21 protein-coding genes are annotated in these 24432 nt (G+C 58.7%); 4 read left to right on the forward strand and 17 right to left on the reverse strand.

Annotation, left to right across the window (positions count from 1 at the left end; genetic code table 11):
* Window position 1: 1 nt before the first annotated feature.
* The 6 genes from ACR0EN_RS10525 to ACR0EN_RS10550 form a co-directional block, all read right to left on the reverse strand.
* Window positions 2–268 carry a DUF2484 family protein gene (locus ACR0EN_RS10525; protein WP_170392032.1) on the reverse strand — a complete coding sequence of 89 codons (267 nt, stop codon included), beginning with the start codon at window positions 266–268 and terminating at the stop codon, window positions 2–4.
* On the reverse strand, window positions 265–513 hold the full coding sequence (locus ACR0EN_RS10530) for a DUF2484 family protein (protein ID WP_480586634.1): 249 nt from the start codon (window positions 511–513) through the stop codon (window positions 265–267). The genes ACR0EN_RS10525 and ACR0EN_RS10530 overlap by 4 nt, the downstream gene beginning before the upstream one ends.
* A 4-nt stretch (window positions 514–517) precedes the next feature.
* Complete coding sequence (murC, locus tag ACR0EN_RS10535) at window positions 518–1924, reverse strand: UDP-N-acetylmuramate--L-alanine ligase (RefSeq protein WP_480586637.1); 1407 nt, start codon at window positions 1922–1924, stop codon at window positions 518–520.
* Window positions 1921–3018 (reverse strand): UDP-N-acetylglucosamine--N-acetylmuramyl-(pentapeptide) pyrophosphoryl-undecaprenol N-acetylglucosamine transferase, encoded by a 1098-nt coding sequence (locus ACR0EN_RS10540; protein ID WP_480586640.1) that lies wholly within the window; start codon window positions 3016–3018, stop codon window positions 1921–1923. Before ACR0EN_RS10540 ends, murC begins: the two co-directional genes overlap by 4 nt.
* Window positions 3018–4181 (reverse strand): putative lipid II flippase FtsW, encoded by a 1164-nt coding sequence (gene ftsW / locus ACR0EN_RS10545; RefSeq protein WP_170392040.1) that lies wholly within the window; start codon window positions 4179–4181, stop codon window positions 3018–3020. The genes ACR0EN_RS10540 and ftsW overlap by 1 nt, the downstream gene beginning before the upstream one ends.
* Window positions 4182–4433: 252 nt before the next feature.
* Entirely contained in the window at window positions 4434–4769 is a 336-nt protein-coding gene (locus ACR0EN_RS10550) for a cupin domain-containing protein (RefSeq protein WP_170392042.1), read from the reverse strand.
* A 194-nt stretch (window positions 4770–4963) separates the two neighbouring features.
* Between ACR0EN_RS10550 and ACR0EN_RS10555 the strand changes: the two genes are divergently transcribed.
* Complete coding sequence (locus tag ACR0EN_RS10555) at window positions 4964–6142, forward strand: BaiN/RdsA family NAD(P)/FAD-dependent oxidoreductase (RefSeq protein ID WP_480586644.1); 1179 nt, start codon at window positions 4964–4966, stop codon at window positions 6140–6142.
* On the opposite strand, the gene ACR0EN_RS10560 is transcribed toward ACR0EN_RS10555, so the two are convergent.
* The 10 genes from ACR0EN_RS10560 to mraZ all read right to left on the reverse strand — a co-directional run bounded on the left by ACR0EN_RS10560 (window position 6139) and on the right by mraZ (window position 16211).
* Window positions 6139–6513 carry a glycine zipper family protein gene (locus ACR0EN_RS10560; RefSeq protein ID WP_255611713.1) on the reverse strand — a complete coding sequence of 125 codons (375 nt, stop codon included), beginning with the start codon at window positions 6511–6513 and terminating at the stop codon, window positions 6139–6141. The genes ACR0EN_RS10555 and ACR0EN_RS10560 overlap by 4 nt on opposite strands.
* A 112-nt stretch (window positions 6514–6625) precedes the next feature.
* Window positions 6626–8020, reverse strand: coding sequence for a UDP-N-acetylmuramoyl-L-alanine--D-glutamate ligase (gene murD, locus ACR0EN_RS10565; RefSeq protein ID WP_480586883.1), 1395 nt, complete (start codon window positions 8018–8020; stop codon window positions 6626–6628).
* A 13-nt stretch (window positions 8021–8033) separates the two neighbouring features.
* Window positions 8034–8564 carry an AAA family ATPase gene (locus ACR0EN_RS10570; protein WP_480586648.1) on the reverse strand — a complete coding sequence of 177 codons (531 nt, stop codon included), beginning with the start codon at window positions 8562–8564 and terminating at the stop codon, window positions 8034–8036.
* Window positions 8561–9643, reverse strand: a complete 1083-nt coding sequence (gene mraY, locus ACR0EN_RS10575; protein WP_170392049.1) for a phospho-N-acetylmuramoyl-pentapeptide-transferase — start codon at window positions 9641–9643, stop codon at window positions 8561–8563. The genes ACR0EN_RS10570 and mraY overlap by 4 nt, the downstream gene beginning before the upstream one ends.
* A complete protein-coding gene (locus ACR0EN_RS10580; protein WP_480586651.1) occupies window positions 9643–11061 on the reverse strand; it encodes a UDP-N-acetylmuramoyl-tripeptide--D-alanyl-D-alanine ligase in 1419 nt (472 codons plus the stop codon). Before ACR0EN_RS10580 ends, mraY begins: the two co-directional genes overlap by 1 nt.
* Entirely contained in the window at window positions 11058–12539 is a 1482-nt protein-coding gene (locus tag ACR0EN_RS10585) for a UDP-N-acetylmuramoyl-L-alanyl-D-glutamate--2,6-diaminopimelate ligase (RefSeq protein WP_480567201.1), read from the reverse strand. The genes ACR0EN_RS10580 and ACR0EN_RS10585 overlap by 4 nt, the downstream gene beginning before the upstream one ends.
* 22 nt (window positions 12540–12561) lie before the next feature.
* Window positions 12562–14349: a peptidoglycan D,D-transpeptidase FtsI family protein gene (locus tag ACR0EN_RS10590; protein ID WP_170818756.1), complete on the reverse strand. Its 1788-nt coding sequence runs from the start codon at window positions 14347–14349 to the stop codon at window positions 12562–12564.
* On the reverse strand, window positions 14346–14714 hold the full coding sequence (gene ftsL / locus ACR0EN_RS10595; RefSeq protein ID WP_480586656.1) for a cell division protein FtsL: 369 nt from the start codon (window positions 14712–14714) through the stop codon (window positions 14346–14348). The genes ACR0EN_RS10590 and ftsL overlap by 4 nt, the downstream gene beginning before the upstream one ends.
* Window positions 14711–15703 carry a 16S rRNA (cytosine(1402)-N(4))-methyltransferase RsmH gene (rsmH, locus tag ACR0EN_RS10600; RefSeq protein WP_170818849.1) on the reverse strand — a complete coding sequence of 331 codons (993 nt, stop codon included), beginning with the start codon at window positions 15701–15703 and terminating at the stop codon, window positions 14711–14713. Before rsmH ends, ftsL begins: the two co-directional genes overlap by 4 nt.
* A 4-nt stretch (window positions 15704–15707) precedes the next feature.
* On the reverse strand, window positions 15708–16211 hold the full coding sequence (gene mraZ / locus ACR0EN_RS10605; protein WP_170401403.1) for a division/cell wall cluster transcriptional repressor MraZ: 504 nt from the start codon (window positions 16209–16211) through the stop codon (window positions 15708–15710).
* Window positions 16212–17111: 900 nt separating this feature from the next.
* On the opposite strand from mraZ, the gene ACR0EN_RS10610 reads away from it, so the two are divergent.
* Both ACR0EN_RS10610 and ACR0EN_RS10615 read left to right on the forward strand, forming a co-directional pair.
* A complete protein-coding gene (locus ACR0EN_RS10610; protein ID WP_170392061.1) occupies window positions 17112–17336 on the forward strand; it encodes a DUF1127 domain-containing protein in 225 nt (74 codons plus the stop codon).
* Window positions 17337–17710: 374 nt separating this feature from the next.
* A complete protein-coding gene (locus tag ACR0EN_RS10615) occupies window positions 17711–18001 on the forward strand; it encodes a DUF1330 domain-containing protein (protein WP_170401405.1) in 291 nt (96 codons plus the stop codon).
* A 3-nt stretch (window positions 18002–18004) separates the two neighbouring features.
* On the opposite strand, the gene ACR0EN_RS10620 is transcribed toward ACR0EN_RS10615, so the two are convergent.
* Window positions 18005–20632: an ATP-dependent helicase gene (locus tag ACR0EN_RS10620; protein WP_480586659.1), complete on the reverse strand. Its 2628-nt coding sequence runs from the start codon at window positions 20630–20632 to the stop codon at window positions 18005–18007.
* A 293-nt stretch (window positions 20633–20925) separates the two neighbouring features.
* Between ACR0EN_RS10620 and ACR0EN_RS10625 the strand changes: the two genes are divergently transcribed.
* Window positions 20926–24363, forward strand: a complete 3438-nt coding sequence (locus tag ACR0EN_RS10625; RefSeq protein ID WP_480586662.1) for a pyruvate carboxylase — start codon at window positions 20926–20928, stop codon at window positions 24361–24363.
* Window positions 24364–24432 lie beyond the last annotated feature (69 nt).

The raw sequence follows: 24432 nt of genomic DNA on the forward strand, positions 1-24432 counted from the left end.
GTTACTTGTTCGCCGCCTTCATGCCCTGCATTTTCGCCTTTGTCCAACGGGTGAGGTAAATCACCGGCCAACGCAGAACTGACATACCTGCCGCCAGAACCAGCAGCCCGATCCATGGACCATTTTCATAGGTGACATAGCCTAGGATGGGGACGCCAACGGCGATCAGGAAATAGGCGCGCCGCCAATGGTTGTCCTTGCTGGGCAACATCGCCAACACGTTGGCGACAACACCCCACAGACCGGCAAGCGCAATCGACCAGTTCATTCCGACACCTCTTTACCCGTCCACTTGCGCCAGTAGTAGCGGATCGGGTTGCGGTACATCGAAACAAAACCGCCAGCAGCCAAGACTCCGACGAACCAGCCATAGTCTAAACTCAGCCACAGAATCAGAACAGGCGCGCTGGCAAACAGTACAACACCCGGTGGGAATTGCAGGCGCATCGGCAGCATCGCCACAATGGTGGAAGCGAAGACCCAGACGCAGGCGAGTATGAGCGACAACGCCACGAGGTTAGCTCGCTTTGGCGATTAACCGGTCAGGCAAACCGTTGGCCCAGGTACTGATCGTACCTGCGCCGAGGCAGACAACCATATCGCCCGGGCGGGCCTGTTCACGGACAAGGCGGGCGAGGTCTTCTTCGTTCAAGATCGCGCGCGCGTGGCGGTGGCCGTGGCGGATCAGGCCCTGCACAAGATCGTCACGGCTGGCACCTTCGATCGGATCTTCGCCTGCGGCAAAGACCTCGGCAATAGCGACCACGTCGGCGTCGTTGAAGCAGGTGCAGAAATCGTCGAACAGGTCGGACAGGCGGGAATAGCGGTGAGGCTGGTGGACGGCGATAACGCGGCCCTCGGTGGCCTGACGTGCGGCCTTGAGAACGGCGGCGATTTCGACCGGATGGTGGCCGTAATCGTCGATGATGGTGACGCCGTTAATTTCCCCGACCTTGGTAAAGCGGCGGTTGACGCCGCCGAAATCGGCCAGCGCATCGCGGATTTCACTGGCCTTCATGCCCAGATGACGGGCCACGGCCACGGCGCTCAGCGCATTAGAGACATTGTGGTCGCCGGGCATTGGCAAGGTGCAACCTTCGATCACCTTGTCTTCATGGCGTAGGTGGATGTCGAAATGGGCGACGCCACCCTTATAGGTCAGGTTTTCGGCCCGCACATCGGCCTGTGCGTTGAATCCATAGGTGCGCACACGACGGTCCGAGATGCGGCCGACCAGAGCCTGCACCTCGGCATGATCTGTGCAGCAGACGGCCAGGCCATAAAACGGCAGGTTCGAGACGAACTCGTAAAACCCGTCCCGCAGCTTATCGAAATCGCCCCAATGCTCCATGTGTTCAGGGTCGATATTGGTGACGATGGCTATGGTTGCAGGTAGGCGATTGAATGAGCCGTCGCTCTCATCCGCTTCAACCACCATCCATTCACCCTGCCCCATGCGGGCGTTGCTGCCATAGGCGTGGATGATGCCGCCATTGATGACAGTGGGGTCGAAATCGCCGGCAACCATCAGTTCGGCCATCATTGTGGTCGTGGTCGTTTTTCCGTGGGTTCCGGCGATGGCAATATTCGAGCGCAGCCGCATCAGTTCGGCCAGCATATCGGCGCGGCGGACAACCGGCAGGCCCTGCGCGCGTGCTTCGTCCAGTTCCGGGTTCCCCGGTTTGATCGCGGTCGATACCACGACCACGGCGGCATTCTGCAAGTTCTCGGCACGCTGGCCTTCGAAAATCTCAGCACCCAGCCCAGCCAGCCGGTCAGTAATCTTCGAGGTTTTCAGGTCCGAACCTTGTACACGGTAGCCAAGATTCAAAAGCACCTCTGCGATACCCGACATCCCGATCCCACCGATGCCCACGAAGTGGATCGGTCCAACGTCCTGCGGCAGTTTGGTTGCTGGATTCATGAGGTCTCCTTCTGCGCCAGTTGCTCGACAAGGGCGACCAGACGCTCGGTGGCGTCCGGTGCCCCGACCGATAGCGCGGCATGGGCCATTTGCTGTGCGGCTTCGGGGTTGGTGAGAACCGTGGTCATTTGCTGTGTCAGCGCGGGAACGTCAAGGGCGTTTTCGGGGATCATAATCGCCCCACCTGCCTGAACCAACCCACGCGCGTTGGCTGTTTGATGATCTCCGGCAGCCGTGGCAAGCGGGATCAAAATCGACGGACGGCCAATCACGGAAATGTCGGCAATACTGGAGGCACCCGACCGGCTGACAACCAGCTGCGCGTCGGACATGCGGCGAGGTACGTCATCAAAGAAAGGCTGTACATCGGCGCGTATGCCGTGATCGGCGTAAAAGGCCTTGACCCGTTCACCATCCTCATCGCGGGCCTGATGCGAGACGCGGATGTACCCGCGCAGATATTCAGGCAGCGCAGCGATGGCCCCCGGCACCACGTCACTGAGGATACGTGCGCCCTGTGAGCCGCCCATCACCAGGACGGACATCGGGTACTCCCCAGGCGGGATATAGGGGGCAGCAGCGCGTTCAAGAACGGAGGCGCGAACCGGGTTACCAGTGTGTATGCCCTTGGACCCTTCAGGCAGATCGGTGGGCCAGACACCACAGGCCACTTGAGCCACACGCGTGGCAAACAGTTGGTTTACCCGGCCCAGAACGCCATTTTGTTCATGGATCATACGCGGCAGCTTCAGCAGGATGGCCGCGCCCAGCGCCGGTATCGACGGATAGCCGCCAAAGCCCACCAACACATCCGGCTTGTCACGGATCATCTGCGCAGCCATGCTAGTGACTCCAGCAGCAATCTTGGGTCCAACCAACATCTTGGCCGCTAATCCGCCTCGGGCGAAGGTGGCCGAGGATGCCTCGACAATCTCGACGTCTGCGGGGAACGCGCCGGTATAGCGCGCTCCGCGCGGGTCGGTGGACAGGCGCACACGCCAGCCTTTCTGTAGCATCGCCTCGGCCAACGCCTGCGCGGGGAACATGTGGCCGCCGGTGCCACCTGCTGCGATTAGTAGATAAGGTTTGCCCATCAGCCTCGTCCGCGCAGAATGTCGCCCAGCTCGCCCTGCGGGCGGGTTCGGGTGAAGGCCAGCAACATGCCAACCGCGATGCCGCCAGCAATCAGGGACGATCCGCCATAACTGACAAACGGCAGCGTCATGCCCTTGGCGGGCAGAAGACGCACGGCGACGCCCATGTTGATCATAGCCTGCACGCCGAACATGCAGGCCAGACCAGTGCCAGCCAGACGGATGAACATGTCGCGTTCGCGCATCAGCCGCAGCAGCGAACGCACAACGATCAGCGAGTACAGCGCGATGATAATCAGCACCAGAATCAGCCCGTATTCTTCGGCCGCGACCGCGATGATGAAATCCGTATGCGCATCAGGCAGAGACCACTTGACCTGCCCCTCACCCACGCCGACGCCGAACAGGCCGCCTTCGCGGATAGCATTGGTGGCATACCCAAGCTGGGTGGTCGGATCGAGTTCCTGATTAAGGAAACCATCGATACGACGGGCAAAGTGCTCGGAATTGGAATAGGCAAACATGCCGCCCAGAACGACCGCCCCGGCCATGCCGACCAGCAATAGCATCGGGGCTCCGGCAACAAAATACATCACACCCCAACCAAAAAGGATAAGGCAGGCCTGCCCGAAATCGGGCTGCATCACCAGCATTGCCACGATGGACATACACAGTGCAAAGGACCACAACCGCCCCGGCGGGCCGTTGATTTCCTGTGATGCGGCCAACAGCCATGCGGCCACCACGACAAAACCGGGCTTGAGGAACTCGGATGGCTGCAACGAGGCAAAACCCAGCGAATACCAGCGCACCGCGCCTTTGCCAAAGTCTGTACCGAAGACCGGCAGGAAGGCCAACGCCACGAACGAGGCCAGAAAGCCCAGAATCGCCAGCCGCCGCACCAGTGTCGGCGACATCATTGAGGTCAGCAGCATCGCGACCAGCGCCAGCCCGCCAAAGATCGCCTGACGTTCTACATAGTGAAAAGGATCGAACCCGTTACGCCCCGCCAGTGGCGGCGACGAGGCCAGCCCAAGCAAAAGCCCGATGACAAACAGGATCAGAACGCAGGACATCGTCCAGCGATCAATCGTTCGCCACCACTTCGGAAGAATCGGTTCTCCGCGCTGGTCCTGGACCGCGCCATACACCATCTCAGTCATGAGATACCGCCACTATCTGCCTCGTTAACGTCCCGTTTTCGGGATCTGATTGAGAGTCTACAGGGATTTTTACATTTGGGCTAGCAGAATGACAGGCAGAACTGGAATTCCGGAACGATAAGCCGCCGTTGACAAACGCGCATGCATTCAAGCAGCGCATGCTGCCTGTTCTGATCGACGGCCCGTTGAGGCTCGGTTTGAGTTCATCCAAATATCAACCGCGCCCAACGTCATTGTTCAAAAAGTAAATCGTCAGTCTTTGATGGGGTATCTGTCAGGCTCTTCAAACACATCGATCACTCGGGAACCCGCCTTGATGCGCCCGCCATGCTCCACTCCGGCTGGGATAGAATAGCTGTCGCCGGGCAGATAAACTTTCGTCTCTCCGCCAATGGTGAGTTCAATTTCTCCTTCCACCACCGTACCCCATTGGGCACCATGTGAATGTAGTGGGAGTTCCATTTCTTTAAGAAAAGTAAAAAAGGCGACCAAACCAGCATCAGATCGAATGACTGCCGTCTGCACGACGTCTTCGGGAAATGGCACGTCTAGTCTTGGAAAGTCTGTAATGAAGTTTGGAAAGCGCATATTTTTATCCCTTTAAATGGATCTAACCGGCAAGCATTAGCACAGAGCCTAGCATGTCAGGATGTACTACGACTAAAAATCCACATACCATATGGCACAAACCCAAGTGCCGCTGAGAAATTCTGTGGGCCAAACCCACACCGTTTTTGGTCTGCGCTCTTGCCATCGCTCACAATCCACGCCATGCGCAGCATATGGATTTCGAGACGATCATCCTCGGTGCTGGCGCGGCTGGCATGATGTGCGCAGCCCATTGCGGTGGCCAGGCGCTGGTGATCGACCATGCAAAAGCTCCCGGAGAAAAGATCCGCATCTCGGGTGGTGGACGATGCAATTTCACCAATATGTATGCGGGACCGGGCAATTTCCTGTCTCAGAATCCGCATTTCAGCAAATCAGCGCTGGCGCGATATACACAGTGGGACTTCATCGAACTGGTCGATCGCCATGGCATTGCATGGCATGAAAAAACGCTTGGGCAATTGTTCTGCGACGGGTCTTCGAAACAGATCGTCCAGATGCTGCTGAATGAAATGGTCAAGGCCGAGGCCGAGCTCTGGGTGCAGACGTTGCTGCGCAACTTGCGCAAAACCGAAAGCGGTTTTGCTTTGGATGTCGAACGCGATGGCAAGCACATCCCTCTGACCTGTCGCAATCTGGTTCTGGCCACGGGTGGCAAATCGATCCCCAAAATGGGCGCAACGGGGTTGGCCTATGACATCGCGCAGCAATTCGGGCTGCAGATAACCGAGACACGGGCGGCGCTGGTGCCGTTCACCTTCTCGGACGGGCGGTTCAAGGATTTGTCCGGCGTCTCTTTGCCCGCTCGACTGTCAAACGAGCGCAGCAGTTTCGACGAGGCTTTATTGTTCACCCATCGCGGGTTGAGCGGTCCTTCGGTGCTGCAATTGTCTTCGTACTGGCGCGAGGGTGAGGCAATATGGGTCAACCTGATCCCTGATTTGCCTTTATACGATCTGCTTCGCGATCAGCGGCAGGCTGTTGGGCGCAAGGCGCTGACCACCGAATTGGCACGCCACCTGCCCACGCGTCTGGTGGAATACCTCGCACACCATATCCCGATGAAGGGCAATCTTGCGGATCAGTCCGACACGGCGCTGTCGGAACTGATCGCCGCATTGTCCAACTGGCGGCTTACGCCGTCGGGCACCGAGGGCTATCGCACCGCCGAGGTCACTCTGGGCGGAATCGACACTGACGGGCTGTCGTCCAAAACGATGGAGGCCAGGGATGTCCCCGGCCTCTATGTCATTGGTGAAGCGGTGGATGTCACCGGCTGGCTTGGCGGTTACAACTTCCAATGGGCGTGGTCCTCGGGTCACGCCGCCGGAAGTGCCATCGCAAGCCGTTAGCCTACGACGTTGTAACCCCGTCCGCGCATACAGTTGCGCACGATGACTTCCTTGTTCTGGTTCTTGTTGATCACGTCAGCGCCTGCTCCAACCAACGCACCGGCAACGGCGGCGCGACCCAGGTTGTCGCTGCTGTCCTGAACGATGCCGGTGACGGCTGCAGCACCTGCAGCGCCGATTGCGGCATTACCTGCGGTCGATCCGTCAACGCTGGCCTGCGAGGCTGCAAGTTGCTGGCACTGATACAGGTCCGAGTTGTAGTTAGGGCCTACCGGGCCATCGATCACGGGCTGATAGTTGGCCCCGGTATTGGTGCAAGCCGCAGCAGCCAGCAGCGCTGGTACGACCAGAAGAAGTTTACGGTTTGGCATATTCATGACCTCGTGTTGAATTTCCTGAAGGCAAAAACCAATGCAGGCAGTGCGTCAAGCAGATAGGCCCACAGCTTCGCCGAACCGGCGATCTATTGCAAACGCATTGCTTTCAGAGGTGTTTTTTAACCTGAACCACGAAGTCATCGCCACGTTGCTCGAAGTTGTCATACTGGTCGAAACTGGCCGCAGCAGGTGCCAATAGAACGGTTTCACCGGGCTGCGCATCGGCCATGGCCTGCATAACCGCCGCTTCCATAGTGGTGCAGACTTGCGCATCGGCCTGCAACTGCATTGCAAAGCTCGCCGCCTCACGCCCGATGACGTAGGCCTTGATTACGTGGTCCCCTGCCCCGTTCAGCGCCTCAAGCCCGCCTTCTTTCTCAAGCCCGCCACAGATCCAACGTATCTTCTTGAACGCGCTCAAGGCTTTGAGGGCGCTATCTACGTTGGTGGCTTTCGAGTCATTCACATAGGTCACACCGTCCGCCTCGGCGATGATCTGACTGCGGTGCGGCAGACCCGGGAAGCTGTGCAGCGCGTCTTCGATCACGCGCGGAGCAAGGCCCAGCGATCGGCAGGCGGCATAGGCGGCGCAGGCGTTCTGGTGATTATGCGCACCGGGCAGGCCCTTGATCTCACGCAGGTCGATCGATCCGGCCTGACGGCCCTTGCGGTATTCCGACAGGAAACCCTTGCGGGCAAAGACCTGCCAACCCGACCCGGTCAGCTTGCGCGCCACCGAGACGCGGATCACCCGGTCATCTGACGGTCCCTCGGCCAGTTGCCCGGCCAGAAACGCGCCCTCGGCCTCATCTATCCCGATCACTGCGCGGTCTGGGCCTCCTTCGGCGAACAGGCGACGTTTGGCGGCAAAGTAACCACCCATTCCACCATGTCGATCCAAGTGATCAGGTGAAAGATTGGTGAAAACCGCCACATCCGGCGTCAGTGCGCGGGCCAGTTCGGTTTGGTAGCTCGATAGCTCCAGTACCACGACCGATCCATCGCCACCTGGGTCGATGTCCAGCACGCCGCGCCCAATGTTACCCGCCAGTTGCGAGTCGCGCCCGGCCTCGGTCAGGATATGTTGGATCAACGCAGCGGTGGTTGATTTGCCATTCGATCCCGTCACCGCGATGACGCGCGGTGGGATGTCGTAGTTGTTCCATTCAGGGCCTGCGAAAGAGCGAAAGAACAGACCTATATCATTGTCGACCGGAACTCCGGCTTCCAACGCAGCGGCCACAACCGGGTTCGGCGCGGGGTAGAGATGAGGGATGCCGGGCGAGACAATTAGTGCGGCAATATCGTCAAACGCCCCGTGGCGGCGCAGATCGACACACGAGAATCCCTCGACCTCTGCCGCTTCACGCGCGGCGGGGTTGTCATCCCAGCAGATCGGCTCAGCCCTGCCAGCGCGCAGCGCTCGTGCGGTGGTCAGACCCGACCGACCTAGCCCCAGAACCGCTACTTTCTGCCCTGAAAACCCTTTGACCGGGATCATTGCCATACACCTTCTATCCAAGCCGCTCTTCCAGCCAGTCCGCCCGCCAAGAGACCGGCCCTTTTGGAACGTTTTCTATTACGAACCCATAGTCTGGTAACCGGTCGCACAAAGCATCGTATTCCGCAATAGCTGCGGCCAAGTTGTGCCGCCGGTCATCATCCTGTTCGAATATCTCAGGCCAAGGAGGAAAGAGAAACACGCATGGGTCGTAGCCCAAGTGCAGTATCTGTTCACGCACTTTGGTCTCCAACGGTGTACCGGTTCGATCAAACCAAATCAGCGCGTCCAATGCCGAACGATCAAATAGCACAAGATCATCTTTGACATTGTTGAAGTCAGATATCGCAAGTTCAATGATCCGGCGGCAGAATACCTCGGAGTTGACCCAAGGCAGAGCGCGACCACCACCTTGTCTTTCCTCGGCAATGACACGACGACCCGGCTCGGAAACTGTTGAATATCCGCGTCGGGCCATCTCCTCCAGCAGTGTTGATTTGCCACCACCGGAGCATCCAGAAAGCACGACGCAACGCGGGCTCATCTGACTTTCAGCGTCGCCAGCCCGATCATCGCTAAGATCAGTGAAATGATCCAGAACCGGATCACGATGGTGGGTTCAGCCCAGCCCTTTTTCTCATAATGGTGATGGATCGGTGCCATCAAGAACACGCGCTTTCCGGTCCGTTTGAAATAAAGAACCTGGATGATCACGCTCAGCGCCTCGACCACGAACAGCCCGCCCACGACTGCCAATACCAACTCGTGTTTGGTAGCCACGGCGATCGCGCCCAGCGCACCGCCCAGAGCCAGTGATCCGGTATCACCCATGAAAACCGCCGCCGGCGGGGCGTTGTACCAAAGGAATCCCAGCCCTGCGCCAAACAGCGCTGAAGTGAAGATGAAGATTTCACCGGTGCCAGGCACATAGTGAACATCAAGATACTCGGTGAAGTCGACCCGCCCAACCGCATAGGCAATCACACCAAGGGTCGAGGCCGCGATCATCGCGGGCATGATCGCCAGCCCGTCCAGACCATCTGTCAGGTTCACCGCGTTGGCCGCACCCACAATGACGATCACCGCAAAGGGGATATAGAAAAGGCCAAGATTGATCAGCGTATCCTTGAACACCGGCAGAGCCAGCTGGTTTTGCAAATCGCTGGGATGGTGCAGCGTCGCCCAGAGTGACGCCAGCACGGCAATGATGATTCCCAGCGCCAACCGCATCTTACCGGAAACGCCCTTGGTGTTCTGCTTTGAGACTTTGGCATAATCGTCCGCAAAGCCGATCGCCGCATAGGCCAGCGTCACGAACAGTACCATCCAGACATATGGATTGTCCCAGCGCGCCCAGATCAGGGTCGAGGTGACCAGCGCACCCACGATCAGCAGCCCGCCCATGGTAGGGGTTCCAGCCTTGGACAGATGCGCCTCGGGGCCGTCATCGCGGATCGGTTGACCTTTGCCTTGCCGTTTGCGCAATACGTTGATCAAGGGTTTTCCGAACAAAAACCCAAAGATCAGCGCAGTCAGAAAGGCGCCCCCTGCCCGGAAGGTGATATAGCGGAAGAGGTTCCAGAAATCCCCTCCGTCCGACAGGGCGGTTAACCAATAGAGCATTACAAAACCTTTCTCACAATACGGCGGCTCTCTGGCGCGCTGCCATGCCCCATTTGCCGCAGACCGTCAACGATCTGCGCCAGAGCCATGCTGAGGGAGCCCTTGGCCATCACTACATCGCCGCTACGGATCAATTCCGGCAGATGGGCGGCCATCTCATCGCTGGTTTCCGTCCACAACCCGCGCTTGCCCTCGGGCAGAGCCTGATGCAGCGCTTGCATCAACGGGCCGATGCAATGAACCTGATCGACATGCGCCATCGCAGGCACCTTGGCCATGGCGGCGTGCATCGCCTGCTCTTGCGCACCAAGCTCTTTCATGTCGCCCAGAAACGCGATCTTGCGTTTGCCCGCCGACGTAGACAGCACGTCGAGAGCGGCCTCCATCGAGGTTGGATTGGCGTTGTAGCTGTCATCGAGCAGTTCAATCTGCCCGCCATCTGGCAGCGCGATCACCTCGCGCACACCGCGCCCTTTGACCGGAGACCAGCCGCGCAGACCGGCAATCGCCTGATCCAGATCGACCCCCAGCGCGACACAGGCCGCCAGAGCGCCCAGCGCATTCATAGCAAAGTGAGTTCCCGCGGATTGTACATCGAATGTGATGTCTGCTCCGCCGACAATACCGTGTCCCCGCACCGAGTCAGGGCCTTGGAGCACGTTGGTAAGGGCATAGTCCCGCGCCTTGTGGCCAAATTCGACGATCCTCGCACCATGCGCAGCGGCGCAGTCGCGCAAGATGCCCGCGTGTTCGATATCGGCGTTGACGATAGCGGTGCCGCCCTCGGCCACCCCGTCGAAGATCGCAGCTTTTTCAAATGCAATACCCGCAACCGAGTCGAAGGCTTCGAGGTGGACGGCGGCTACTGTGGTCACCAGCCCCACATGCGGTTGCGCCTGACGCGCCAGCGGGGCGATTTCGCCCGGATGATTCATGCCGATCTCAATCACCGCGAACTCGGTGTCGCGCGGCATTCGCGCCAGCGTCAAAGGCACGCCCCAATGGTTATTGTAGCTGGCGACGCTGGCATGAGTTTTGCCTTGCGTCTCCAGAATGCTGGCCAGCATTTCCTTGGTCGAGGTCTTACCCACGCTGCCAGTCACCCCCACCACGCGCGCACCTGTCCGGGCGCGAGCCGCCTGCCCCAACGCCTCTAGACCCGTCTGCACATCGTCGACGATCAACAGCGGTGCATCTTCGGGCACGCCTTCGGGAATATGCGACACAAGCGCTGCGCCTGCGCCTTTTTCAAGCGCTTGGGCGACGAAATCATGGCCGTCGCGGGCAGCCTTCAACGCAACGAACAGGTCACCCGGCTGCAGGGTGCGCGTGTCGATGGAGACGCCGTTCACCTGCCAATCGGTGGTGGCGCGCCCGTTGGTGGCCTCTGCGGCCTCGGCTGCGGTCCAGAGCGTCATGCGACCCTCCCGTCCAGCGCGGCAACGCTGATACTGGCCTGTTCCACATCGTCAAAGGGCAGAACCTGATCTCCGACGATCTGGCCGGTTTCGTGTCCCTTGCCCGCAATCAGCAGAGCGTCGCCCGGTTGCAGCGCGTCGATGCCGCGCAGGATGGCCTCGGCCCGGTCGCCGACTTCCGTGGCTTCGGGTGCGCCCAACATGACAGCACCGCGGATGGTGGCCGGGTCTTCGCTGCGTGGGTTGTCATCGGTAACAAAGACCAGATCAGCGTTTTCAGCAGCGGCCCGCCCCATCAATGGGCGTTTAGTGGCGTCTCGGTCACCGCCTGCACCAACAATGGCGATCAGACGTCCCATGACATGCGGGCGCATCGCCTTCAGTGCAGTGGCCACGGCATCCGGCGTATGCGCGTAATCGACAAACACCGCCGCGCCGTTGTCGCGGGTGGCAGCCAGCTGCATCCGTCCGCGCACGGTGATCAGGTGCGGCAAGGTTTCGAACACGCGGTCGGGGTCCTCGCCCGCCGCGATGACCAATCCGCAAGCCAGCAAAACGTTCTCGGCCTGAAAGCCGCCGATCAGATTCAGGCGGGTTTGATAGGCCTTGCCTTTCCATGAAAAGCGCAAATCCTGCCCGGTCGCGTCAAAGCGTTGATTCAGAAGACAAAGATCAGAACCCTCAGGGCCCACGGTGATGATATTCTGGCCGCGTGCCTCGGCGATCTTGCGCATCTCGGCACCCTTGGGATCACCAAGGTTGACCACAGCGACCCCGTCTTCGGGCAGCACACGATCAAACAGACCCGCCTTGGCTGCGAAATAGGCCTCGAACGTGTCGTGATAGTCCAGATGATCCTGCGTGAAATTCGAGAACCCGGCAGCGGTCAGATGCACCCCGTCCAAGCGACGCTGTTCAAGCCCGTGCGAGGAGGCCTCCATCGCCGCATGGGTCACGCCATTTTCGGCAGCCTCGGCAAGACAGCGGTGCAGAGTGATCGGCTCGGGTGTGGTATGGGCCAGCGGCGCAGTCCATGCGCCCTCGACCCCAGTGGTGCCCAGGTTGACGGCGGCAAGTCCAAGCTCGGTCCAGATCTGGCGGACGAAACTGGCGACCGAGGTTTTTCCATTGGTGCCGGTGACCGCCACGATAGTCTGCGGTTGCGCGCCAAACCATAGGGCGGCGGCCCCTGCCAGTGCCTGACGGGGGTCTTCCGTGACGATCAGCGCAGCATCGGATGCGGCCAGTTCGTCGGTGGCGATCTCGGCCCCTTTCGCGTCCGTCAGGATCGCGGCGGCCCCCATGCGCAAGGCGTATTGGATGAAGTCTCCACCATGGACTCGGGTGCCGGGAAGGGCTGCAAAGAGGAAACCGTCTTTGACCTCGCGGCTGTCGACAGCCAGACCGGTGATTTCGGGATTGGCCCCTCCCCGTGCGGTCAGGGCCAGTTCGCTGAGTTTCTTTGACCGATTGCCCATGACCCACCTTTCGCTGGACAGCCTAATTTGAGGTCAGCGTTATAGCAGCGCGCGCCTCAGGCTCAAGCCGGGGTCTGAGACCCAATAGCGGCGCCACCCGTCCAATCAGTTCGGCAGCAACGGGAACGGCAGTCCAACCCGCCGTGCGGCGCTTTTCGCCATAGGCTACGATGGACGGTTCATCCAGCGTGACGATTAGCACATATTTCGGATCATAAGCCGGGAAGATGGTGGCGAAGGTGGCAATCACCTTGTCCTCATAGTACCCGCCACGCGGCTTGGGTTTATCGGCAGTACCGGTTTTTCCCGCCACGTCGTACCCTTTGACATCACCAAAGCTGGCGGTGCCATCCGTGACCACTTTGCGTAGCATATTTTGCGCCTGCTTGGCGGTGTTTTCGGACATCACGCGAGGGCCGTATTGCGGGCCATTGCGGCGCAGGATTGTTGGGCTGACATAGTACCCGCCATTGGCAATCGCTGCGTATCCAGCAGCCAGATGCATGGGGCTGGTCGAAATGCCGTGGCCATAAGAAATCGTCACTGTGCTCAACTCACCCCATTTCTTGGGCTTGAGCGGTTGCCCGCCCTTGGCCTCGACAATCTCGAATGGGGTTGGGTCGAACATGCCTAGCGCGTTCAGAAAATCCTGTTGCCGGTCGGCCCCGATTTGCAAGGCCAGCCGCCCGGTGCCTCGGTTCGAGCTGTACTTGATTACATCCGAGACACTGATCTCACCATAATTCTTGCCGTTAAACTCGCCAATCGGAAAGCGCCCGATTTTCATTGGTCCGGAAGTGTCAATGATGGTGTTGGAGTTCACCAGACCTAGCTGCACCGCCTGCGCGGCGGTGAAGATTTTGAACACCGAACCCAGCTCATAGACACCCTGTACATAGCGATTGAACAGCGGGCTGTCCGAGGGATCGAAGCCCGAGGTCGGTGGGCGCGGACGGTCATTGGGGTCAAAAGACGGCAACGACGCGGCCGAGACGACCTCGCCCGTATGGGCGTTCATCAGAACCGCCGAGGCTCCTTTGGCGTTCATGATCTTCATGCCGCCATATAGCACCTGTTCTACCGCCGCTTGAACGGTCAGATCCAGCGACAGTTGCAGCGGCTTGTTGCCGTTGGCCGGGTCGCGCAGATAGCCGTCGAACTGTTTTTCGACGCCAGCTACGCCGATCACCTCAGCTGCGCTGACACCTTCGCGGCCAAAGCCCGAGCCGCCCAGAATATGCGCCGCGAGTCTGCCATTGGGATATAGCCGCATTTCGCGCGGGCCGAACAGGATGCCGGGATCTCCGATGTCATGCACCGCCTGCTTCTGCTCGGGCGAGATGCGCTTCTTGATCCACAGGAATTTTCGCTTACCGGTGAAGTCTTTGACCAAACGCTCTTTTTCCAGATCAGGGAAAATAGCGACCAGTTGCTCGGCTGCGGCGATCGGGTCAATCATCAGCGGTGGCTGCGCATAGACAGAATAGGTGTCCAGATTGGTCGCCAGAATACGGCCTTCGCGATCCACGATATTGGCGCGTTGCATGGCGATGGAGGCCCCCGGCGCACTTGCCAATGGTTCTTGCGCCTCGGATGTCGCCAGAACGCCCATACGAAAGCCTACGACCGAAAAGGCGCAAAAGAAGAAAATACCCAACACCAACAGGCGGCCCTCGGCGCGTGCGCGGGCGCGGTCTTTCATGTCTTCGTGGCGTTTGCGGATGTTCTCTCGTTCAATCGCCTTGGGGTTTTCACCCTTTGCACGGGCGTCGAGGATACGGGCCAGAGGGCGAAGTGGTGTACGGGTCATGGAACCTGCACCTCGATCAGTGCCTGAATGTCAGTGACGTCCTGTATTTCAAGCGGGTCGACGATGGGCAGATCCGGGTCATCGCCATAGGAAATCTGATCGGCGCGACCAAACTGCTCAGCCCGCAGAGGCAGCAAGCTGAGACGTTCGAAATTCAAGTCCGCCAGCTCACGCAAACGATCAGGCCGGTTTAGATAGGCCCATTCAGCATTCAGCACGGCGAGTCGCGCCTGCGCCATACCGATCTGGCCTTGCAGCGACTGCGTTTCCTTCAGCACCTGCTGCGTGCGGTAGTTCTCTTGATAAGCCCAAAGCGCCAGCCCGAACACGGATAGTGCAGTCAACACATACAGAATACTCTTCATCTTGCCCTTCCCCCCAATTGCGGCATGCCGATGGCCCGGGCCTCAATTTCCCCTGCCGGGGCATCCGTTCTTATCGCGACACGCAATTTTGCCGAGCGTGCACGTGGGTTTTCTTCAAGTTCCTGCTCATCCGGCCCAACGGCCTTGCGGGTCTTGAGTGTGAATTGCGGCTTCTCCTGCTCCATCTCAGGCGCATAACGGTTGGCGCGTCCGGTTTTGCCCGCGCGCGATTGGAAGAACCGCTTCACCATCCGGTCTTCTATGGAATGGAAAGTCACAACGGCCAGTTGCCCCCCCGGTTTCAAAGCGCGCTCGGCGGCCATAAGCCCCTGAAACAGTTCTTCGTATTCTGCGTTCACCGCGATCCGTAGCCCCTGAAAACTGCGCGTCGCCGGGTGCGATTGGCCCGGTTTGGGGCGCGGCAGGCAGGATTCGATAATCTCGACCAGCCGCAGAGTTGTTGTGATCGGTTCTTCGGCCCGCGCCTTGACGATGGCCTTTGCTATACGACGACTGGCGTGTTCCTCACCGAAATGGAACAGGATGTCGGCCAATTGCGTCTCGGTTGCCGTATTCACCAGATCAGCTGCGCTTTCACCATCTTGGCTCATCCGCATGTCCAACGGACCGTCTTTCATGAAGGAAAAACCGCGTTCAGCCTGATCCAACTGCATGGATGAGACACCAAGGTCCAGCACCACGCCATCCAGGTCCTGTGCATAATCATCCATGCGAGAGAACACGCCCTGCTGCATCACCAGCCGGTCACCATATTCCCCAGCCCAGTCAGCGGCCATTTCAAATGCCAGTGGGTCGCGATCGACGCCAATGACTTTCTCGGCCCCGGCCTCCAGCAACGCACGAGTATAGCCGCCTGCGCCGAATGTGCCGTCCAGCCAGGCACCGGATACCGGCGCCACAGCGGCCAGCAACGGGCGCAGCAGTACGGGGATATGAGGTTTGTCCGATGAGGTCTGAGCGCCGGCCATGCCGTCACCCATCCCCGATGCCATCGAGATACTGCATCGGATCGAAGTCATCTGGCAGATCGTCCAGCCATTCCTCGGTGGTGGCCAGTTCTTCGGCCTCGTATGTCTCGGGCTTCCAGATCTGGAAGGTATCACCGGCGGCGATAAAGAACGCCTCGTTTTCAAGGTCGATCTTGTTGCGCAGCTTTGCGGGCAGCACCAAACGACCCGTTTCGTCCACATTGGTCGGGAAGGACTGACCATGGAACATCCGCTGAAGCATCCGACGCTGCATCGAGCCACGTGGCAGCGCATCGATCTTGGCATCCACCTCGTCGATCGCTTCCATGGTGTAACATTCAAGGTATTTGCGGCGGTGGTCGCCATAGACAATCACGAGTTCAGGATTGTCACCGGGTTGCCAGCTGGGGTCCGAGGCCTCAAGCACACGACGAAACGAGGCCGGGATTGAGACCCTGCCCTTCGTATCCACCTTATGCTGGCTTTCGCCTCTAAACCTGCGCGCCAAGACGACTGTCCCTTTCGCTTGCGCCCCACCTCAAAATTCACGTTCCCCCCGGAAGTAAAACGGCGGGTTGATCTGCTGCCACTGATCAACCCGCCGCATTGACCCGCTTTGCGGGATGTCCAGCTGCGCGCGCCACCTGGGGGGATGTCTGCTCGCCCGCGCGCCGGATCTGTTAAGTGATGAAAGCGAGATGCCTGTATGAAACCTGTTTTTGTATTTTTGGTTCGGGGTCGTTTGGTGCCCCTCAACTGTCCTCGCCCTCATCGGGTACACAAGGGATGCCATGGGAATTCATGGAAATCAATAGGAAATTTGCATATGGAGGCCTGATGCAGGCTTCAGATCGAGACTAATGCAATCGAAACTCGGATCAAATATGCCACAAATTGTGCTCCTAATGCTCACTAACACTAAATATGTAAGAATTGATGCGTAAATTATTCCTCCCATGAATTCCCAACAATTATTAGAATTGTGCATTATTTGGCGCAGACACCCATGAATGACAGCCGAAGAGGACGAATCGCGGTCCCTTTAAAGGCCATTCCCATAGGCGACCCATGCTTTCCCATAGCACCTTCACCCCAGGCGCCGGACCTGCGGTGAGAAGATTTGCCCCCTCCTGAGTTGACACAACATGCCCAAACAAACGCCAATTCCGCTCAATAGATGAGCGGTCACCATCACAGGGTCTGGACACACGAAACGTCAACCACACGCGAAAACCAGTATTTTAAAGGCAATTATTGGGGCGTACCGGATTATCCTGCCAATCCATGCATTTGCTGCATAGCAGCATTGACGACGCGAACTATTGTGCAATCGCAGCATTTGCCTATCTTCAGTCTCAAGCAAACGCCGGACGATGCCGGCAACAGTAAGAATGAACGGATCATGAAGATGGCAGTCGCAAGCACACAAACAGCTCTGAAAGGCACACCGGCAAATGGAATCTCAACGCTGGTTGAGACCGTGAAAACCCGGGTTGCTCGTTATCGCCTGTACCGTCAGACAGTCAACGAATTGTCGGGACTGTCAGATCGGGAATTGGCTGATCTGGGCTTGCACCGCTCGATGATCCGCCGGCTGGCCCAACAGGCCACCGAAGAGCAGATCGCGCGGTAAGCGCAACAAGAACACCGAGATCAGGTCCGTCCTCCTCCCTTTCGGACCTGTATTTCAGCGGCAGCGTCTCTCCTCCTCCCTGACGTTGCCGCACCTAATACCGGCCCTGACCGCCGGAACCTGATACATCGGGGCTCTCCTCCTCCCTGCCTCGATGTTGAAAGCGCGCGGCGACGTCTTCCTCCTCCCTGACGTCGCCGCGTCTTCCTCATACCGGGATCAAACCCGGGTTCGGATACATCGGGGCTTCCTCCTCCCTGCCCTGATGTAGAAAAGAACGGCGGTTCCCCTCCTCCTCCCTGGGAACCGCCGTTTTTCGTTTTTTGCGCACAAGATGTAGGCTGGGGTCGTGAACGATTTGTCAGGAGTCTCCCATGGCCGCTTATTTCATCGCCCAGATTTCCATTCATGACCCGGATGGGTACCAGAAATACCTCGAAGGATTCATGCCGATCTTTGACCGGCATGGCGGAAGGCTTCTGACCGTATCCTCAAAACCCGTTGAAGTGATCGAAGGCAGTTGGGAAGAAGATGGGATCGTCCTGATGGAGTTTCCGGATATGGCTGCCGCAAACGCGTGGAAGGACGATCCGGACTATGTCGAATTGGCCAAGATCAGGCAAAAAACGGCGACGGCGAATCTTGTGCTGGTCGAAGGGTTGTAAGCTTCAGAACGGCACGTCATCCTTGTTGGTCAGAAAGCGCGAGACCACTTTTTTCAGCCCTGCCTTGTCGAAATCGACCTCGACTTTGTCACCTTCGATGCCGATCACTGCGCCATAGCCGAATTTCTGGTGAAACACTCGCTCGCCCAGCGTAAAGCTGGCCACGGCTGTCGCATCAATCACAGTATTCCGGCTTTCTTTTGGCTGAGACATGCCATATTGCCCCTGCCGCGCCTGCATCCGCTTCCAGCCCGGAGAGTTATAGACATTCGCCTCGGCTGCGCGGGTTTCGATGCCGGCGGTGGTCTGACCACCACCATAGAGCCCCGGAGGTGTCAGCACTTCCACGTGATCTTCGGGCAACTCATCAATGAACCGGGACGGCATCGAATTCTGCCATTGTCCGAACACCCGTCGGTTGGCTGCAAAGGAAATCGTACAGACTTCTTCTGCACGGGTAATACCGACATAGGCCAGCCTTCGTTCTTCTTCGAGGCCTTTGAGACCGGATTCGTCCATCGAACGCTGAGAGGGGAACAATCCATCCTCCCACCCCGGAAGGAAAACCGCGGGAAACTCCAGCCCCTTGGCCGCGTGCAGCGTCATGATCGAGACTTTGGCCCCATCGCCATCCTGCTCATTGTCCATCACCAGGCTGACATGTTCCAAAAACCCCTGCAGGTTCTCGAAATTGTCCAGCTGGTTGACCAGTTCTTTGAGGTTTTCCAATCGTCCAGGCGCCTCGGGCGTCTTTTCGTTCTGCCAATGCGCGGTATAGCCGGATTCGTCCAAGACGATCTGCGCCAGCTCGATATGCGTATGCTCGGGCGCGCCGTATCGGATCGGTGAAACACCGTCATCAATCACCGTATCATCGTCCACCTCGATCCGAGGCCCACGCGTCATTGCATTCCACCGCGCCAATCCGTCGATCAGTTCGCGCAGCGCCTTGCCACCCTTACCCTTGATCAGTCCGTTCTCGACTGCAATCCGCGCGCCTTCGACCAGAGACACTCCGTTCTCGCGCGCCACAACCTGAATCGTTTGCTGCGCCTTGTCGCCAAGACCGCGTTTGGGCGTATTTACGATCCGCTCGAAGGCCAGATCATCCTCGGGGCTGACCACCAGCCGGAAATAGGCCATGGCATCGCGAATCTCCATCCGTTCATAGAATCGCGGGCCGCCGATCACCTTGTACGGCAGACCAATGGTCAGGAACCGATCCTCGAACGCCCGCATCTGGTGCGAGGCGCGGACCAGAATGGCAATTTCATCCAAGTTGAACTTCATTGCTTTACTTGGCACGATCGACTGCAACATATTTGCTGCCTTCGGATCATCTGCCAACAAATTCAGAACTAAGTTCTGTGTCTTTAGGTCTGAATAGACCCTTCCAGTCTCGAAAGCTTCTTTAACGTAAGTATGTTGGTCTATCGGCCCGAGGCCCATTTTTGCCCGTCGATCAAGTTCTTGTTCAAAGTTTCTCAAACGAGGGTTAAAGCGATTTTTTGCCTCGACGGATCGACCGCTTATGTGATCTTCGATTTTTTCTCCGATCCACCGGGCTTCTTCCTCGCCATCCCAATGCCCAATCACACGAACAGTATGTCCTTCCTCTTCAGCATCAGTCCAAAGCTCCTTCCCCAGTCGGTCGGCATTACCTCGGATAACACCTGAAGAAGCTTCCAAAATATGCATGGTTGATCGGTAGTTCTGTTCCAACCGCACCACCAAGGCCCCGGGGAAATCCTTCTCGAACCGCAGGATGTTTCCCACCTCGGCCCCGCGCCAGCCATAGATCGACTGATCGTCGTCGCCGACGCAGCAGATGTTCTTGTGCTTCTTCGCTAGCAGACGCAGCCAGAGATATTGGGCGACGTTGGTATCCTGATACTCGTCCACGAGGATGTAGCGGAACCAGCGTTGGTATTGCTCCAGCACGTCCGAATGGGTCTGAAAAATCGTGACCATGTGCAGAAGAAGGTCGCCGAAATCCACCGCGTTCAGCTCGCGCAGACGCGTCTGGTATTGGGCATAGAGTTCGATGCCCTTATGATTATAGGCCCCGGCATCTGCCGCAGGCACCTTATCGGGCGTCAAGGCACGGTTTTTCCAGTCATCGATGATCCCTGCCAGCATCCGCGCGGGCCAGCGTTTGTCGTCGATATTGGCGGCTTGAGTAAGCTGTTTCAGCAACCGTTTCTGATCATCCGTGTCCAGAATGGTGAAATTCGACTTCAGCCCGACCAGTTCCGCATGACGCCGCAACAGCTTGACGCAGATTGCGTGGAAGGTGCCCAGCCACGGCATCCCCTCGGCCGGTCGGCCCAACATACGACCCACGCGCTGTTTCATCTCGCGCGCGGCCTTGTTGGTGAAGGTTACCGCCAAAATCTCATTCTCGCGCACGTGGTGGGTTCTGAGCAGATGGGTGATCCGCGCAGTCAGTGCCTTGGTTTTGCCCGTTCCCGCACCCGCCAACATCAGCACCGGGCCATCCAGCCGCTCAACCGCTTCGCGCTGCGCCGGGTTTAGATCGTCAAGATAGTCGCTTTGTGGCCTCATCGCGGCCATCGCCTGCCGTGACAGTGATGCGCCTTCGAAGGCGTCCATTTCGTCAAAACTGCTCATGGCTCTAAACTACGTCGGATGGGCGCGGAGGGAAAGGGTTTGTTCACGGCTTGTTCGCTCAATTCAAATAGAATCATCCCTCCAAAGGGCGCAGCCAAGATTTTCGGGGAAACGGGCATAATCTGCTCTTTTCTACGAGGGATTGATGCCGCAATGCAGCATGTGCAATAAGTTTGCGCAAAAGGGCGGCGTTTGCGAGCGTTAACATGCCGGTTCTACCCAGAACTACATATGTACGTGGCCGTATTGTCCGCCTATGCACAAGGCCACAGCCATTAAGACCGGGACCTGAAATGACAGACTTCAAGAAAATCCTGATTGCCAATCGCGGCGAGATTGCCATCCGTGTGATGCGGGCAGCCAACGAGATGGGCAAGCGCACCGTCGCGGTCTTCGCCGAGGAGGACAAGTTGGGCCTGCACCGGTTCAAGGCGGATGAGGCCTATCGCATTGGCGCAGATCTGGGACCGGTTGCGGCGTATCTGTCGATTGACGAGATCATCCGGGTGGCCAAAGAAAGCGGCGCAGATGCGATCCACCCCGGTTACGGTTTGCTGTCCGAAAACCCGGATTTCGTGGATGCCTGTGTTCAGAACGGCATCACCTTCATCGGACCAAAGGCCGAGACCATGCGCGCGCTTGGCGACAAGGCCAGCGCTCGGAAAGTGGCGATTGCCGCCGACGTTCCGGTTATCCCGGCGACCGAGGTGTTGGGCGACGACATGGTAGCCATCAAGGCCGAGGCAGCCGAGATCGGCTATCCGCTGATGCTGAAAGCATCTTGGGGCGGCGGTGGCCGCGGTATGCGCCCGATCCTGTCCGAGGATGAGCTGGAGGAAAAGGTTCTGGAAGGCCGCCGCGAGGCCGAGGCGGCGTTCGGCAATGGCGAGGGTTATCTGGAAAAGATGATCACCCGCGCCCGTCACGTCGAAGTGCAGATTCTGGGCGACAAGCATGGTGAGATCTACCACCTCTATGAACGCGATTGTTCGGTCCAGCGCCGCAACCAGAAGGTCGTGGAACGCGCGCCTGCCCCGTACCTGACCGAAGAACAGCGCGCCGAAATCTGCGAGCTGGGCCGCCGTATCTGCGCCCATGTGAACTATGAATGCGCGGGCACAGTCGAGTTCCTGATGGATATGAACACCGGCAAGTTCTATTTCATCGAAGTGAACCCGCGCGTGCAGGTGGAACACACCGTAACCGAGGAAGTCACCGGCATCGACATCGTGCAGGCTCAGATCCTGATTGCCGAGGGCAAGACGCTGGCCGAGGCCACCGGCAAAGCCAGCCAGGACGATATCCGCCTGAACGGCCACGCGTTGCAGACCCGCGTGACAACCGAGGACCCGCTGAACAACTTCATCCCCGATTATGGCCGCATCACCGCCTATCGCTCGGCCACCGGCATGGGCATCCGTCTGGATGGCGGCACCGCTTATGCAGGCGGTGTGATCACGCGGTATTACGATTCGCTGCTGACCAAGGTGACCGCTTGGGCCCCAACGCCAGAAAAGGCGATTGCGCGGATGGACCGTGCGCTGCGGGAATTCCGTGTGCGCGGTGTTTCCACCAACATCGCATTTGTCGAAAACCTGCTAAAGCACCCGACTTTCCTGTCGAATGAATACACCACCAAGTTCATCGATGAGACACCGGACCTGTTCCAGTTCAAGAAGCGCCGCGACCGGGGCACCAAGGTTCTGAACTATATCGCCGACATCACTGTGAACGGGCATCCCGAAACCAAGGATCGCCCGATGCCGCGCCCCGACCTGAAAGAGGCCAGGCCCCCCGCCCCCAAGGCCGAACCGCAGATGGGCACCCGCAACCTGCTGGAACAAAAAGGCCCGCAGGCGGTGGCTGACTGGATGAAGGCGCAGCGTCAGCTGCTGATCACCGACACCACCATGCGCGACGGGCACCAATCGCTGCTGGCAACCCGGATGCGTTCGATCGATATGATCAAAGTAGCACCCAGCTATGCTGCGAACTTGCCGCAGCTATTCAGCGTCGAATGCTGGGGCGGTGCTACCTTCGATGTCGCCTATCGCTTCCTGCAGGAATGCCCTTGGCAGCGCCTGCGTGATCTGCGTGAGGCGATGCCGAACCTGATGACCCAGATGCTGCTGCGCGGGGCGAACGGGGTTGGCTATACCAACTATCCCGATAACGTGGTGCAGGAGTTTGTGCGTCAGGCGGCCAAGGGTGTCGACGTGTTCCGCGTGTTCGATTCGCTGAACTGGGTCGAGAACATGCGCGTCGCCATGGACGCGGTGATCGAAAACAACAAGATCTGTGAAGGCACCGTTTGCTATACCGGCGATATTCTGGACCCGGACCGCGCTAAGTATGACCTCAAATACTATGTCGGCATGGCCAAGGATCTGCGTGACGCGGGCGCACATGTGCTGGGCCTGAAGGATATGGCGGGGCTTCTGAAACCGGCCTCCGCCAAGATCCTGATCCGGGCGCTGAAGGAAGAGGTCGGGCTGCCGATCCATTTCCACACGCACGACACCGCAGGCATTGCAAGCGCCACCATTCTGGCCGCCTCCGAGGCCGGCGTGGACGCGGTGGATTGCGCGATGGACAGTTTCAGCGGCAACACCTCTCAGGCAACGCTCGGCACCGTGGTCGAGGCGTTGCGCCATACCGAGCGAGACACCGGGCTGGACATCAAGGCCATCCGCGAGATCAGCGACTATTTCGAGGCGGTGCGTGCCCAATACGCAGCCTTCGAGTCCAGCCTGCAGGCCCCGGCCTCCGAGGTATATCTGCACGAAATGCCTGGTGGTCAGTTTACCAACCTCAAGGCACAGGCGCGTTCGCTTGGACTCGAAGAACGCTGGCACGAGGTTGCTCAGATGTATGCGGACGTGAACCAGATGTTCGGCGATATCGTCAAGGTGACGCCGTCGTCCAAGGTGGTCGGTGACATGGCGCTGATGATGGTCAGCCAGAACATGACCCGTGCGCAGGTCGAAGACCCGAACACTGATGTAGCCTTCCCCGACTCGGTGGTGGACATGATGCGCGGCAATCTGGGTCAGCCTCCGGGCGGGTTCCCCGATACCATCATCCAGAAGGTTCTGAAGGACGAGGCCCCCAACACCGAACGCCCCGGCAAGCATGTCGAAGCGGTCGATCTCGAGGCCACCCGCGCCGATTTGTCCAAACAGCTTGAGGGTAAAGAGATCGATGACGAGGACCTGAACGGATATCTGATGTATCCCAAGGTGTTCCTCGACTATATGGGCCGTCACCGCACCTATGGCCCGGTCCGTACCCTCCCCACGCGCACCTTCTTTTACGGCATGGAGCCGGGCGAGGAGATCACCGCCGAGATCGACCCAGGCAAGACGCTGGAAATTCGCTGTCAGGCCATCGGCGAGACGGACGAGAATGGCGAGGTTCGCGTGTTCTTCGAACTCAACGGTCAGCCCCGCGTGATCCGCGTGCCGAACCGTTTGGTGAAAGCATCAACCGCTCAGCGGCCAAAGGCCGAAGTTGGTAACCCCAACCATATCGGCGCGCCAATGCCGGGTGTCGTTGCAACTGTTGCCGCTGTCACAGGTCAAGAAGTCAAAGAAGGCGATCTGCTGCTGACCATCGAAGCGATGAAGATGGAAACAGGTATCCACGCCGAGCGCGACGCGGTGGTCAAGGCCGTTCACGTCCAGCCCGGAGGTCAAATCGACGCCAAGGATCTGCTGGTCGAACTGGAATAACCGGTTTAGCCTTCTAAGCTAATAAGGGCCGTTCGGGGAACCGGGCGGCCCTTTCAACATCAGGAGGCC

It is taken from the genome of Ruegeria sp. AB7, from assembly GCF_056542625.1.